This is a genomic window from Alkalihalobacillus sp. BA299, assembly GCF_017745675.1.
Classification (GTDB): Bacteria; Bacillota; Bacilli; order Bacillales; family Bacillaceae_F; genus Alkalihalobacterium.
The window spans coordinates 209,685-223,035 of sequence record NZ_JAFLJM010000008.1 but is presented as its reverse complement, the minus strand read 5'-3'; the positions used below and the strand labels follow the sequence as shown (position 1 = coordinate 223,035).

Annotated in this window: 11 protein-coding genes; 8 read left to right on the top strand and 3 right to left on the bottom strand. The window is 35.4% G+C overall.

Annotated elements, in window-relative coordinates; genetic code table 11:
* Positions 1–404: 404 nt before the first annotated feature.
* On the bottom strand, positions 405–599 hold the full coding sequence (locus J0N78_RS12980) for a YetF domain-containing protein (RefSeq protein ID WP_209123519.1): 195 nt from the start codon (positions 597–599) through the stop codon (positions 405–407).
* 200 nt (positions 600–799) lie between these two features.
* Between J0N78_RS12980 and J0N78_RS12975 the strand changes: the two genes are divergently transcribed.
* From J0N78_RS12975 to J0N78_RS12940, 8 genes are all read left to right on the top strand, one after another.
* The gene (locus tag J0N78_RS12975) at positions 800–2,398 is read left to right on the top strand and encodes an ATP-binding protein (RefSeq protein ID WP_209123518.1); all 1,599 of its coding nucleotides are present in this window, start codon (positions 800–802) and stop codon (positions 2,396–2,398) included.
* Positions 2,399–2,424: 26 nt separating this feature from the next.
* Complete coding sequence (locus tag J0N78_RS12970; protein ID WP_209123517.1) at positions 2,425–3,096, top strand: response regulator; 672 nt, start codon at positions 2,425–2,427, stop codon at positions 3,094–3,096.
* A 443-nt stretch (positions 3,097–3,539) separates the two neighbouring features.
* Positions 3,540–4,544: a tripartite tricarboxylate transporter substrate binding protein gene (locus J0N78_RS12965; RefSeq protein ID WP_209123516.1), complete on the top strand. Its 1,005-nt coding sequence runs from the start codon at positions 3,540–3,542 to the stop codon at positions 4,542–4,544.
* 85 nt (positions 4,545–4,629) lie between these two features.
* Positions 4,630–5,088 carry a tripartite tricarboxylate transporter TctB family protein gene (locus J0N78_RS12960; RefSeq protein ID WP_209123515.1) on the top strand — a complete coding sequence of 153 codons (459 nt, stop codon included), beginning with the start codon at positions 4,630–4,632 and terminating at the stop codon, positions 5,086–5,088.
* Positions 5,089–5,102: 14 nt separating this feature from the next.
* A complete protein-coding gene (locus J0N78_RS12955) occupies positions 5,103–6,593 on the top strand; it encodes a tripartite tricarboxylate transporter permease (RefSeq protein ID WP_209123514.1) in 1,491 nt (496 codons plus the stop codon).
* 427 nt (positions 6,594–7,020) lie between these two features.
* Positions 7,021–7,194: a hypothetical protein gene (locus J0N78_RS12950; RefSeq protein ID WP_209123513.1), complete on the top strand. Its 174-nt coding sequence runs from the start codon at positions 7,021–7,023 to the stop codon at positions 7,192–7,194.
* 24 nt (positions 7,195–7,218) lie between these two features.
* Entirely contained in the window at positions 7,219–8,004 is a 786-nt protein-coding gene (locus tag J0N78_RS12945; RefSeq protein WP_209123512.1) for a 6-carboxytetrahydropterin synthase, read from the top strand.
* A gap of 25 nt (positions 8,005–8,029) precedes the next feature.
* Positions 8,030–10,567: an EAL domain-containing protein gene (locus J0N78_RS12940; protein ID WP_209123511.1), complete on the top strand. Its 2,538-nt coding sequence runs from the start codon at positions 8,030–8,032 to the stop codon at positions 10,565–10,567.
* A gap of 123 nt (positions 10,568–10,690) precedes the next feature.
* Here J0N78_RS12940 and J0N78_RS12935 read toward each other — a convergent pair whose 3' ends face one another.
* On the bottom strand, positions 10,691–12,148 hold the full coding sequence (locus J0N78_RS12935) for an ATP-binding protein (RefSeq protein WP_209123510.1): 1,458 nt from the start codon (positions 12,146–12,148) through the stop codon (positions 10,691–10,693).
* A complete protein-coding gene (locus J0N78_RS12930) occupies positions 12,145–13,323 on the bottom strand; it encodes an FIST signal transduction protein (protein ID WP_209123509.1) in 1,179 nt (392 codons plus the stop codon). The genes J0N78_RS12935 and J0N78_RS12930 overlap by 4 nt, the downstream gene beginning before the upstream one ends.
* Between the last annotated feature and the right edge of the window lie 28 nt (positions 13,324–13,351).

Below are 13,351 nucleotides of genomic sequence, written 5' to 3'. Positions count from 1 at the left end.
ACAAGAAAAGCGGAAGGTGTCTGTTTATCGGCGACAAGCGCTGGAGGACCAGCAATTAGTGTCTTGACTTTTAGACACGTTTGATGGACCGAAGCGACCTCGAGCCGATGACACCTGCAGCTAGACAAGAAAAGCGGAAGGTGTCTGTTTATCGGCGACAAGCGCTGGAGGACCAGCAATTAGTGTCTTGACTTTTAGACACGTTTGATGGACCGAAGCGACCTCGAGCCGATGACACCTGCAGCTAGACATCCTCGAAATTTATGCTTTCTTATTCTTTAAAAAAGCCTCCTTGATACGAGATCAGGGAAGCTTTTTTATTCATTACACTGAATCTACAATTATTTAGGCTTCGAGTTTAGATGTGACCTATGAGGAACAACAAATAAACCGTCATTTTCTAATCATTCAGCAAAAAGGACGTCCTCAATTTTACGTATACCAATAGCAAATAGTTGATTCCTTAGCCATAGGCTATCTCTATTTATTTCTATTAAATTTTCTTTAATTAATTTACCATCTCTAATTAATGTTATGGGAAGGTAAACAGTAAATTGGACTATTAATTTTCTACTACTAGACATTTGTATTAGTTCCACGTTTGTTCCTCCAATAATATTTCAAGCTATAAAATTACTACACTATCCATCCTTTCCGAGATTTATACAATAGATACATTTTAAACCATTAACACCTCAAGAGATTTTAAATCTAGACCGGGGTGACAAAAGTCTGAAAAATTAATAGAATAGTAATAGGCTTAATTGTAAGAATGTATTTTAATAATTTTGAGGTGAATATGAAACCTAAAAAACTACCGATGTCATTGCAAACCAAGATCATAGGTTCTAATATATTAATTGCAATCTTTATTATTTTAATTTTCTTAATTATTTCTTTAGCCGTTGAATATAAACAAGTAGAAAAACAAATGGGGAACCAAGCTCTCCAATTAGCAATAACTGTTTCCTCCATACCTACTGTCATCTCAGCATTTGAAGAAGAGGATCCGTCTGCGACGTTACAACCGTTAATCAATAAAATTAGAAATGAGACTGGTGCAGAATTTATTGTGATTGGTAATAAAGAGGGGATTCGTTTTGCCCATCCGGATCAAGAAAAATTAGGTCTTCCAATGGTCGGAGGAGACAACGCCCAAGCACTGAATGGCGAGTTTTATATTTCAATCGCAAAAGGTTCACTTGGTAAGTCGATAAGAGGAAAAGGACCGATTGTAAATGCGAATGGAGAAATCATCGGCGTTGTATCAGTTGGGTATTTAATGTCAGACTTGAAAGAAGAAATATTTCAACAGGGGAAAGAAATGGTATTGATTTCCTTATTTATCGTATTAATTGGGGTTGCTGTAAGCTATTTACTAGCTAGAAACATACGCAGTACGACTCTCGGATTAGAGCCATATGAGGTGACTTCTTTATATTTAGAACGAAACGCCATTCTTTACTCCATCAAGGAAGGGATTATATCTGTTGATAAAGACGGATATATAACGATGATTAACCAATCAGCGAAAAACTTGTTAGGTGTACAAGACGATATTATCCATAAGAAAATTGAAACGATCCTACCTGAAACAGGTGTATATAAAGTACTTGAAACCGGAAAGCCGCATCGTGACCATGAAGTTACACTTAGAAATAAGAGGATTATTATTAATCGAACTCCTATTATAGAAAAGAATCAAGTCATCGGTGTTGTCTCAACGTTTAGAGATAAAACGGAGTTCAATCAAATGCTAGAAACCTTATCTGAAGTGAGAAGGTATTCTGAGGATTTGCGGGCACAGACTCATGAATTTTCTAATAAGTTATATGTATTGTCTGGTCTTTTACAGCTGGAGAAATATGACGAAGCTATTGATATGATTCAAGCTGAATCGTTAGCTCATGAAACGCAAAATAAGATTATTTTTGAACAAATTCATGACGGAAAAATCCAAGCTTTGCTATTAGGTAAATTAGGAAGAGCGTCTGAGAAAAAAATTCAGTTTATTATCGATGAAAATTGTAGCATTGATGTGCTTCCAAAGTATTTTTATGCTGATGTGATTTCAATTATTGGAAACTTAGTAGACAATGCCTTTGAAGCTGTAGAAGGAAGAAAAGATGGTAAAGTAACTTTCTTTGCGATAGATGTAGGTGAGGATTTAGTCATAGAAGTTTATGATAATGGACATGGTATTCCGGAATATGAAGTAGAAAAAATATTTGAAACGGGTTATTCCACCAAGGGTGTTGAAAATCGAGGGTTTGGTTTATCCATTGTAAAACAAGCGGTAGAAAAACTAAATGGAACGATCGAGGTACAATCTAAGTCTGGTGCTGGAACCGTATTAAGTATCTACCTGCCGAAAAAAATAACTAGTTCAACGGAATAAAAGTTTTTAAAGTGAGGTGGTTCAATATGATAAAGGTAGCCATTGCAGAAGACGATTTCCGAGTTGCTTCTATTCATGAGCAATTTTTAGAGAAGATTGGTGGAATTAAAGTTGTTGGCAAAGCATTAAATGCCACTGAAGCTCTCACCTTATTAGAAAATAACGATGTGGATGTTTTATTACTAGATAATTATCTACCAGACCAAAACGGAGTAGCTTTACTTACAGACTTGAGAAAAAGATTTCCAAAGCTTGATATCATTTTAATTACGGCATCCACAGAAAGACACGATATAGAATCTTCTATTCGAAATGGAGTACTTGATTATATCGTAAAGCCAGTCACTTTTAAGCGCTTTAAATCAGCTTTAAATAAAGTGGTGAGTCGAAGAGAACTGTTTGAATCGAATGATGAATTTAATCAATCCGTAATTGATCAAGTATTTACTGGTAGTCAGTCAAAGACAAATTCTATTGTCTTACCAAAAGGAATTGACCCTTTAACCTTGTCAAAAGTACAACAAACGATGGAATCCTTTGAGGGTGGAATAAACGCAGAAGATTTAAGTGCATATTTAGGTGCTTCTAGAACAACGGCTAGAAGGTATTTAGAATATTTAATATCCGTAGGAAAAGCAAAAGCGGAGTTGGAATACGGAATTGTCGGAAGACCTGAACGAAAATATTATTTGATGTAAGTTTAGTATTCTTCTTTATTAAAATAGGTTCAGTTCTCAGGATGATATCTCCTGCGGCTCAGTCCAGTCCGTACGTCGGTAAACGGGCGGTTGCGCTTTTCTTGTTCAATTAAGCTACAAGGTAGTATATTATAGGCTAAACGTTCGGATTAAAAGCCCGAGCGTTTTTATTTTGCTAAATTAGATTGTGCAGGTCTTTTAGCACTATACTCATTATATTTGTAATTTTATATATGTTTTGAGATTTCACTCCCAAAATTGAACCTGCAATTTTAATTAGGAAGGTGCTTTTTTCAGCTAAGTCTCCCTGTGAACAAAATGAACAAAATAAACAGAAAGTTGTTTATGCATTATAAATTGGAAACGGTTACATTCAAGCTATTCTAATTTAATATTGCATGTAAGGACAAAGGAATAAAAAAAGAAACATAGGGGGATACACAATGAAAAAGATTTTTGGAGTAGTTGCTGCCTGTATGCTATTGTTATCGGTCGGATGCTCTAGTCAGTCAAGTGGAGGAGAAACAAACGAAAATGGTGAATGGTCACCGACAAAACCAATTGAAGTTGTAGCACCTGCAGGGCCTGGTGGCGGTTGGGATACGACTGCAAGGATGGCATCTCAAGTATTTGAACAAGAAAAAATTATCGATCAAAGATTACCAGTTGTTAATAAAGCAGGTGGAGGAGGAGCTATCGGTTGGGCGTACATCGCTAAACAAGATGCTAGTCCATATCATTTATTTGTAGCTTCGCCGCCATTAGTATTAGTTCCTTTAAATGGTCAATCTGAATATGGCTATGAAGATTTTACGCCAATTGCTAATGTTATCGCTGATTATGGTGCATTCGTAGTTAAAGCAGATGCAAAATGGAACAACTTAAATGAATTATTCGAGGATATGAAAGAGGATCCTGCTAGTGTGAGTATCATCGGGACATCATCACCAGGAAGTATGGACCATATGCAGTTTGTCAAAATTGCTAAGGCTGCAGGTGTCGATGTAACGAAGATTAAATATGTCTCTGATCCAGATGCAGGTGGTTTGACGGCTGTACTTAATGGAAGTGTTGATGTTTACACAACAGGGGTTGCAGAAACGATTGAACAAGTAAAAGCAGGGAAAATAAAAGTTTTGGGAATTACTTCTGAAGAAAGATTAGAAGGAGATGTTTTATCTGACTTCCCGACAGCTAAGGAACAAGGGATAGACGAGACTTTTGTGAACTGGAGAGGCTTCTTTGGTCCTCCTAATATGGATCCAGCAGCTGTGAAATACTATGAACAAAAATTCAAAGAGTTAAGCGATTCTCCAGCTTGGGATGAAATCCGTAAAAAATATGGTTGGGGCGAACTCTATATGAATAGTGAAGAGTACAGTGAATTCTTAAAGACAGAAGCTGACGATATGAAGACGCTTCTTGAAGAATTAGGACTAGCTCGATAATTTTCTGCTTAATATAACAAAAATTATGAGAAAGATAGAGCAGTGCTGTTCTATCTTTCCTTCTATGTATAAGAGGTGAAAAAAATTGCTAAAAAGGATCAATCAAAAAGTTGCAATCATTCTCGCAATCGTAGCAGGAATTTATATCATTTTAAGCTTTAACATACCTAAATACCCTAATGCCATCATCGATGCAGATGTCCTTCCAAAAGGACTTGGTTTCCTATTATTATTTTTCGCTGTTCTCTTATTTTTTGACAAAAACGTAGAGACAGAAGCGGAAAAACAAAAAAGAAAGATAACAAAAAGTAATCAACTTATATTATTAGTTGTCCTTGTTTTTATTTTAATTTATATTTCTCTACTAGAAATTCTAGGGTTTTTAATGATGACTACCGTGTTTATTTTCTGCTGTTCCTTATTTTTAGGGTATAAAAAGCATATTACGAACGGAATTGTTTCTGTTGTTTTTTCAGTCGTTATTTATGCTCTGTTTAATTATTTACTTCGAATCAATCTACCAGCAGGAATTATTCCGTTTTAATAGGGGGAAAGAGTATGGATGCATTTCAAGGGTTAATATCAGGTTTTCAAGTTGCATTTAGTTTGGAAGGAATACTTTTTGTTTTTATCGGTGTTTTTGTAGGTACCTTTATTGGGATGATGCCAGGATTAGGGCCAATTAGTGCGATTGCCATTATGATCCCGATCACCTATAGTATGAATCCAACCGTTGCTTTAGTGATGATGGCAGGTGTGTATTATGGGGCGATATTTGGCGGCTCTAGTTCTTCTATTCTATTAAATGCCCCAGGGGTAGCTGGAACCGTTGCCACATCCTTTGATGGTTATCCGATGGCACAGCAAGGAAAAGCTGGGAAGGCATTAGCTATTGCGGCCATTGCATCATTTACTGGGGGAACAGTAAGTATCGTTTTACTCATGCTATTTACTCCTATTTTATCAGCAGTAGCTGTATCATTTGGACCAGCTGAATATTTTGCCTTAATGTTTATGGGATTAACTGCGATTTCGAGCTTATCTGAGGGTTCAACCATTAAAGCATTTATTTCTGCGACAATAGGATTTATGGTTGTTACAGTTGGAATTGACAGCCAAACGGGGACAAGTAGATTTACGTTTGGAAGTGCAAACTTACTAGAAGGCATTGACTTTTTAGTTATCGCGCTCGGTTTATTTGCTTTAGCTGAAGTCTGTACCCTGATATTGAACCGAAAAGACGATAGTATGGGTGAAAATAAAAATCTCGGCAGTTTGCGTCTTTCAAAACAGGATTTCAAGGAAATGAGCGGGCCAATGACGAGACAATCGTTTTTAGGCTTTATTATCGGTGTCTTGCCAGGAGCAGGTGCAACGATTGCTTCTTTTATTGCGTATATCACGGAGAAAAAAATTGCAAAAAATCCAGAGGAGTTTGGAAAAGGATCGATCAAAGGGTTAGCAGCTCCTGAAACAGCTAATAATGCTGCTACTGGAGGAGCCTTTGTACCATTACTTAGCTTAGGGATTCCAGGTTCAGGGACTACTGCCGTATTACTAGGAGCATTTTTAGTACTAGGAGTACAACCGGGTCCTTTATTAATTGTCGATCGTCCAGAAGTGTTCTGGGGAATTATTGCAAGTATGTATGTCGGAAATATCTTTTTATTAATTTTAAACTTACCTTTAATTCCTTACATTGCAAAAGTATTAAAAATCCCTAGACCTTTATTAATCTCGCTTGTTATTATCTTTAGCTTAATTGGAGTTTATGCAATAAGCTTTAACACATTTGATTTATACCTTTTGGTTGTATTTGGTATTATTGGATTTTTAATGAGGATGCTTTCTTTTCCAGCGGCGCCGTTTATTCTTGCGTTTATCCTTGGAGGAATGATGGAACAAGCATTAAGACAAACGTTAACGATTTCAAATGGAAGTTTTTCTATCTTTTTAGATAAACCAATTGCTTTAGCTCTTATTGGGATAAGCTTACTGACTATTTTATTTCCATTATTGAAAAATAGAAGGAAGTTCAAAGTTAATTAATGAGGATTTAAAATTATAAGAAGTAAAATAATAAAGTATATCGGATTTTAATTTTATAATAATAGAAAGCATTTATAACTAGGTTGTAGATGCTTTTTTATTTGATGTAAGCTGTTTTTATGTCTTCACATCCATTTCATCTCCGCTTAACCCACCTCCTTTCACCCTTTATATCCAATCCAAAGGTTCTTAAAGGCGATTTAAATAATAATCCTGACGTATTCTGACTTTTCTACTATAATAATAGGATAAGGGGAAATTTATCGAAGTATGGGATATTTTGAAATCTGTAATATTGTCAAATTTATCTGAAAATGAGATGATATCAGAAGAACATAATTAGTAAAAAAAGAAAGTCACTTGATTTTCCAATTATATAAGAGGCGGTTTTTAACTATCCTAATTAAAAAAGGAGAGGAGTGAAAAAATGGGAATGAAGGTAGCATTAGTGACTGGAGGATTAAAAGGGCAAGATACATTTAAAGAAGAGGATATGTTACAGGTAGAAGATGTTGCTCGGGTAGTTTCTTTTATAGCTACCACACCACTTCATGTCCGAATTGATGAACTGACCTTAACACCTCCTAAAGGAATCTTATAAAATAACAAAGGAGATAGCTGTAACATGATGTATTTAACGAGAACACTTTTTTTTGGTGCCGTTCATCGCCTTGACCAATCACCAACTGGCATGTTAAGAACAATGGGACATGATTATAAAATAGATATTACGGTTAAAGGAAAAGTTAATAAAGATACAGGGATTGTCGTGAATATTGTCGATATCGATAATGTTATTAAGGATACCCTGAAGAAAATAGACGGAAAATTACTAGATGATGAAGTTTCATTTTTTAAGAAAAATAAACCGTCAGTAGAAAACCTTTTATTATATTTCTGGTCTGAAATGAACGAATTATTTACTGATGCTAAGCTTGAAAGAATAAAAATCGAACAAACACCATTTACTTCTGGTCAAATTGTGGGGGATGATGCAATGAATGTATATGTAACAAAATTATTTTATTTCAGTACGGCTCACCGCTTACATAGTAATTATATCAGTGATGAAGAGAACATTGAACTTTTTGGCAAGTGCAACAACCTTTATGGTCACGGCCACAATTATAAACTTGAAGTAACAGTTAAAGGGGTGCCGGATCAAAATACAGGTGTGGTTACGCATTATAAAAAGTTTGAAGATATCGTAAATGAAAATGTAGTAGAACTTTTGGATCATAAGCATATAAATGCTGATTTGGAAATATTTAAGGATGTTAACCCTACTTCAGAAATGCTACTTTATGTAATATGGGATCTTTTATACGACAAAATTCCCAATTTATATAAAATCGGTGTTTGGGAGACAGAAAAAAATTATTTTGAATTTTATGGTCCCGATCATGTATAAAACCACTATCTAGGGGAGAAGTTTTGTGTCCATTAAAACAAAATTATCAATTATATTTTCTTTTGTCGTTTCTATCATTTTAATTTTAAATAACTCATTAAACTATTACTTTACAAAAGATATGTTAGAAAATGATCAAAAGCAACAAATGAACCAATTAGCAAATGAAATAAGAGTATCCATTGAACAAACCGATATTGGGTCCACTTACATTGAAGATTTAATTGGAGAAAAACTTCGCTATGCGGCGATGTACACAAAAAGTAATTTAGATCCTAATATTGAAAATGTTCAAAACGAAGAGCTAATAGAACTTAGTAAACAGCTAGATGTTTCCCACATTACTCTCTTTCAACAGGAAGGTGATGATATTGTTGGGAAGAGGTCTTCAGACCCTACACAAATTGAATTAAGTACAAAAGAATGGGGCTATTGGTTTGAAGCTTTTCAACAATTATTTAATGAACAGCGAGTAACGATACCAGAAGGCCAAAAACTCCCGAACTATTGGGCTGGTCCTTTTGATGTATCTACTTCTGATCCTGGTTCAATTGATAAATGGGGTTATTATTTTGATGGATCTACAAACTATATTATTAATCCATACATTAAAGACGATCAACTGTACCAAAAGTTTGTGGATACAACGAGTGCAAATTCTATTGTAAAAAAAATCGTCGCTGAAAGTAATGTAATCTTAGATATTACCGGTTTTAATCCAAAAACCTATGGGAAAGACCCTATATATACGTATCAAAATGGCGAAGCGATCATTGAATTACGTAACAGACCATTATTTTTTGGCGAAAATACCTATGAACGATTAGAATATGATCGGAAATATGTCTTAGAAGCCTATGAAACAGAGAAATCTACTAGTTATGAAACAGAGATTAATGGAAAGCGTGTTGTCAAAAATTTCGTTCCTATCCTTGGCGAAAATCCCTATGTCATAGGTTTAGTTACTGATTATAGTGTGATCCAAAGTATTTTAAATCAGCAGCTAGTAAGTAATGTCATTATCTCTCTTATTTTACTAAGTATTGCTTTTGTCGGAAGTTATCTACTAGCTGGTTATATTGTAAGACCAGTGAAACAAATCTTACGTAAAGTAGATGAAATCTCAGAAGGAAATTTTGGGGTACATGTCCAACAAAATAGAAAAGATGAATTAGGTGTTCTAGCTAAACGTGTTAATAAGATGTCAGATAGTCTAGCTTCCTACACACAACAATTAAAAGATAAGAATGAAGAAATTAAAAACTTAGCTTATTATGACACACTAACTAGATTACCTAACAGAAACAGTCTTCAAGAATTATTTACGACAAAAATCGAAGAAGCTAAAAAGGATAAAAAACAACTTTCTATACTATTCTTTGATTTAGATCGCTTTAAATCAATAAATGATATGTTTGGTCATCGTTTAGGAGATTTATTACTAAAGGAAGTAGCTAAGAGATTAGAAAATGGCCTCGACCAAAATGATATTGTCACTCGTTTTGGTGGAGATGAATTTATTATTTTAGTTTCAAATACCAATTATAATTATACCGTTCAAAAAGTAGAGAAAATACTAGAGCTATTAGGGAAATCGTATTCATTAGAAGAGCATGAAGTATTTATTACCCCAAGTATTGGTGTAAGTATTTATCCGCAAGACGGGAAAAGTATTGATACCCTTATCAAAAATGCAGATATCGCCTTATATCGAGCAAAAGATAAAGGAAAAAATACGTATGAATTTTTCACATCCGATATGGACAACTTGGCTATTAAACGCGTCCAACTTGAAAAGGACTTACGAAATGCACATCGTAATGGGGAACTTGAACTCTACTATCAACCACAAGTGAATTTAACAAATGGAGAAATTGTTGGGATGGAGGCACTGCTTCGCTGGAACCATCCAAAATTAGGCTTAATTTCACCAGCGGAATTTATTCCGATAGCAGAAGAATCTGGTTTAATTATTCCGCTTGGAGAATGGGTCATCAAGGAGGCTTGTATCCAAAATAAAAAGTGGCAGCAAAATGAAATAATGAAAAATATGCGTGTTGCCGTAAATTTATCAGCAGCTCAATTCCATCAACAAAAATTAGTAGGACTCATTGAACAAATTTTACAAGAAACAGAGTTAGAGCCGCAGTATTTAGAGTTAGAAATAACGGAAAGTATTGCAATGAACAGTTCAGATTATGTAATATCGAAACTGCAGACTTTAAAAAATATAGGAATTAAAATATCGATTGATGATTTTGGTACAGGTTATTCTTCTCTAAGTTATTTGAGGAAATTTACGATTGACACCTTAAAAATCGACCGATCTTTCATAATGGATCTAGAAAACGCAGAAATTGTGAGTGCGATCATTGCTATGGCAAAAAACCTTAGATTAAGTGTAATTGCAGAAGGTGTAGAGACGATCGAACAAATTCAATTTTTAAAAGAGCAATCATGTGATGAGGCGCAAGGCTATTACTTTAGTAAACCATTAGCAGTTAAAGAAATAGAAAGGATATATAGTAGCTTGCGGGAAGTTTCGGCAAGCATAATAGAGTAATTCAATTAAGCTATAAAGGGGGATGGGTTTCATCTCCCTTTTTCGACACAGTTTGGATAATAAAAACTTGGAATCTGGACATATATTTGGGGTACCCTATCTATAGGGTGTCTCCATTTTTTGTTATTCATTACACTGACTTTCAATGGGTAGCATTAGCGAAAACGTACTTCCTTTTCCTATTGAACTTTCCGCTTCTATGCGTCCTCTATGTGCTTCAATAATTTCTTTACATATAGCTAACCCTAAACCGCTGCCACCATCTTTGGAATTGCGTGTCTTCGAGCCCTTATAAAAGCGGTCAAATATGTAGGGCAAATCTTCTTCAGAAATACCGCATCCGTTATCTTCAATTTTGATCATAGCATACGGTTTTGCCAGGAAGTTTGTTAATCCTGTTGACACCCGAATTCTGCCATTAGGAGAGGTATGCTTAATTGCATTCGTGATTAGGTTAGCAAAGACCTGTTCAATCCGGTCTGCATCAGCTACTATGGAAATGTTCGTAGACTGCCCCATAACGAATTCATATCGAATGTCTGCCATTTTGGCTTCAATTTCATACTTAGTGAACAGGTGATGGGTCAATGGGTGAAGCTGAAGGAGTGTTTTCTCAAATCGAATTTCTCGTGTTTCGAGCTTAGACAATTCAAATAAATCAAGAATTAGTCGCTTTAGTCCTTGAACCCGAGACAGGATGATATTTAGATATCTTTCTTGTTCTACAGAATCTTCTACCAATCCATCCAGAATTGCTTCTACACAAACTTGAATCGCCGATAAGGGAGTTCCGAGGTCGTGGGAAATATTTGACAATAGTTTGCGTCTGGATTGTTCTACACGGCTCAATTCCTTATTCATTTCCTCCAAACGGAAATTCGACTCTTGTAATGCCTCAGTTCTTACTTGTATTTGTCGTTCTAAATGATGGTAAAGCTGAATGTTAGCTGAAGCAATAGAGAGCTGCTGGCAAAGGGTTCGGAGTGTTTCTAAGTCCATTATTGTTAATTGAGAACGGAGGCTAGTCTCCTCGCGATTATTTCCGACTAAAAAAATATGTTCTACTTTCTCTCTGATAATTAAAGGACAAGCAATAAAATATTTTACACCAAGCTCATGCTCATAGGGCTCGGTATATGTTTCACGGGATTCTTTATTCACGATTATACCATTTTGCTCTATAATCGATTGAGCGTAGTAAACAGGAATTGATTGAATACTGCTAGCCTCGGTTGATGAATATCCTTTCATTGCAACAGGATAAAATGTATTCATATCCTTTTGATATATAGCCGCCTTATCAAACCCCATATTTTGAATTAATGAATGGAGTGTAAGGTTAAACAATTGCTCCGTGTTCTTTGCTGAATGGGTAACTTGATACAGCTGCTGGAAAAATTGAAAGGTTCTTTCTTGTCTTTTGATTTGAAGCTGAAGTAACATTTGTTGATTATCTAGACGCATAATACTGTCTGAGGATTTTTCTAAATATGATTGTAACTTATTATTTTCCTGTTTATATCTTTTGATGTCTTCTTCCAATGAAAGAGTGTATTGTGACAAGGATTGTTCATGATTCATCGTTCTTCAATCCCAACAATAATTCCAGTTGCATTATGAAAATGATTCTTCTCGTGTACAGGCCCAAATTCACCAAAACTAAATAAACCAATCATTGATTGATTGCACCCCAGTCCTCCCATAACCGCATGGACATCTGGCTCTGATTCACCAAAGAGATAAGAGCCTCTTCCGGCACAATTAAAATAAAAGAAAGCAGCTTCTTCCGGTGTTTTTAGCTGTGAATGTAACCGTGATCCCATCTTTTGAGATGCTTGGAGAATTTTTTCTCTGTTACGAAGTGTCATATAAAAAGTAGAGCCTTCTGGGATTGGTACAGAAAAAGAGACGCTTTTTTCTTTTACGTCAAAATTAATCATGCCCCTAATAATTAAATCTTCCGAGTAGGAGTTACCTGGAAACGATAAGCCGATAGCTGAAGTCATAACAGCTTGAGCAAAATCTTCCCATTTCTCCAATCCGATAGAGGAAGAGAGTACATCAAGAGCTGGCCTGTCATCAATTTCCAAAAGGCGGTTATCGATTGCTTTAGTAACCGTTCGTAAAGGCCCAAAAGGCTCTTGACCATGGCTGATTTGATAATGATAGCGGAAATTTCCTGATATAAGAAGACCTGCAACCGAATCTTCTAGAACTGTATTTCCACAAAATTGATAGGTGTGGCTATAGTTGAAATCGTTAGCAGCAGCTGCCCCTAAGATATCTAAAGGATAGGGTAAAGAAGTAATAATTCCTTGTAATAATTTTTCTGCATTGGTTGTCATACTGTCTGGGAAGAGGAAAAGCAGTTTGTTATCTTCAACCGGGATTTGCAATGATTTGATGATATTACCCATTTTTTTACCCACTTGACTTGAGTCCTTAGATAAACCAAAAACAATAAATGGATCAAACCGAATCTGATCTGCTTTTAAACCCATTAGGCAAGCAGAAAATACAGCTTCACTTGTATCGAAGCTACTAATTACTCCCGCTCCGGTACAACCACAAATTGGAACATCCCCTACTATACTTCTAATACCATTGAGCAGCATAGGTATATCATGGCCAACTGTAGTAAATAGAAGTAAAATATCGGGGGTGCTTTTTTTTAACTGTTCCAAAACCTCTTGAATTAAGGATTTACCTGCATTAAAGGAATCATCAATATTGTTAAAAGCAACAGCATTCCTCACGAATTTTCCTCCTCAATAAATAATCGCT

Coding starts and splice junctions, on each gene's coding strand:
- J0N78_RS12975 (WP_209123518.1), top strand. CDS start 800: ATGAAACCTAAAAAACTACCGATGTCATTGCAAACCAAGATCATAGGT.
- J0N78_RS12970 (WP_209123517.1), top strand. CDS start 2,425: ATGATAAAGGTAGCCATTGCAGAAGACGATTTCCGAGTTGCTTCTATT.
- J0N78_RS12965 (WP_209123516.1), top strand. CDS start 3,540: ATGAAAAAGATTTTTGGAGTAGTTGCTGCCTGTATGCTATTGTTATCG.
- J0N78_RS12955 (WP_209123514.1), top strand. CDS start 5,103: ATGGATGCATTTCAAGGGTTAATATCAGGTTTTCAAGTTGCATTTAGT.
- J0N78_RS12950 (WP_209123513.1), top strand. CDS start 7,021: ATGGGAATGAAGGTAGCATTAGTGACTGGAGGATTAAAAGGGCAAGAT.
- J0N78_RS12945 (WP_209123512.1), top strand. CDS start 7,219: ATGATGTATTTAACGAGAACACTTTTTTTTGGTGCCGTTCATCGCCTT.
- J0N78_RS12935 (WP_209123510.1), bottom strand. CDS start 12,148: ATGAATCATGAACAATCCTTGTCACAATACACTCTTTCATTGGAAGAA.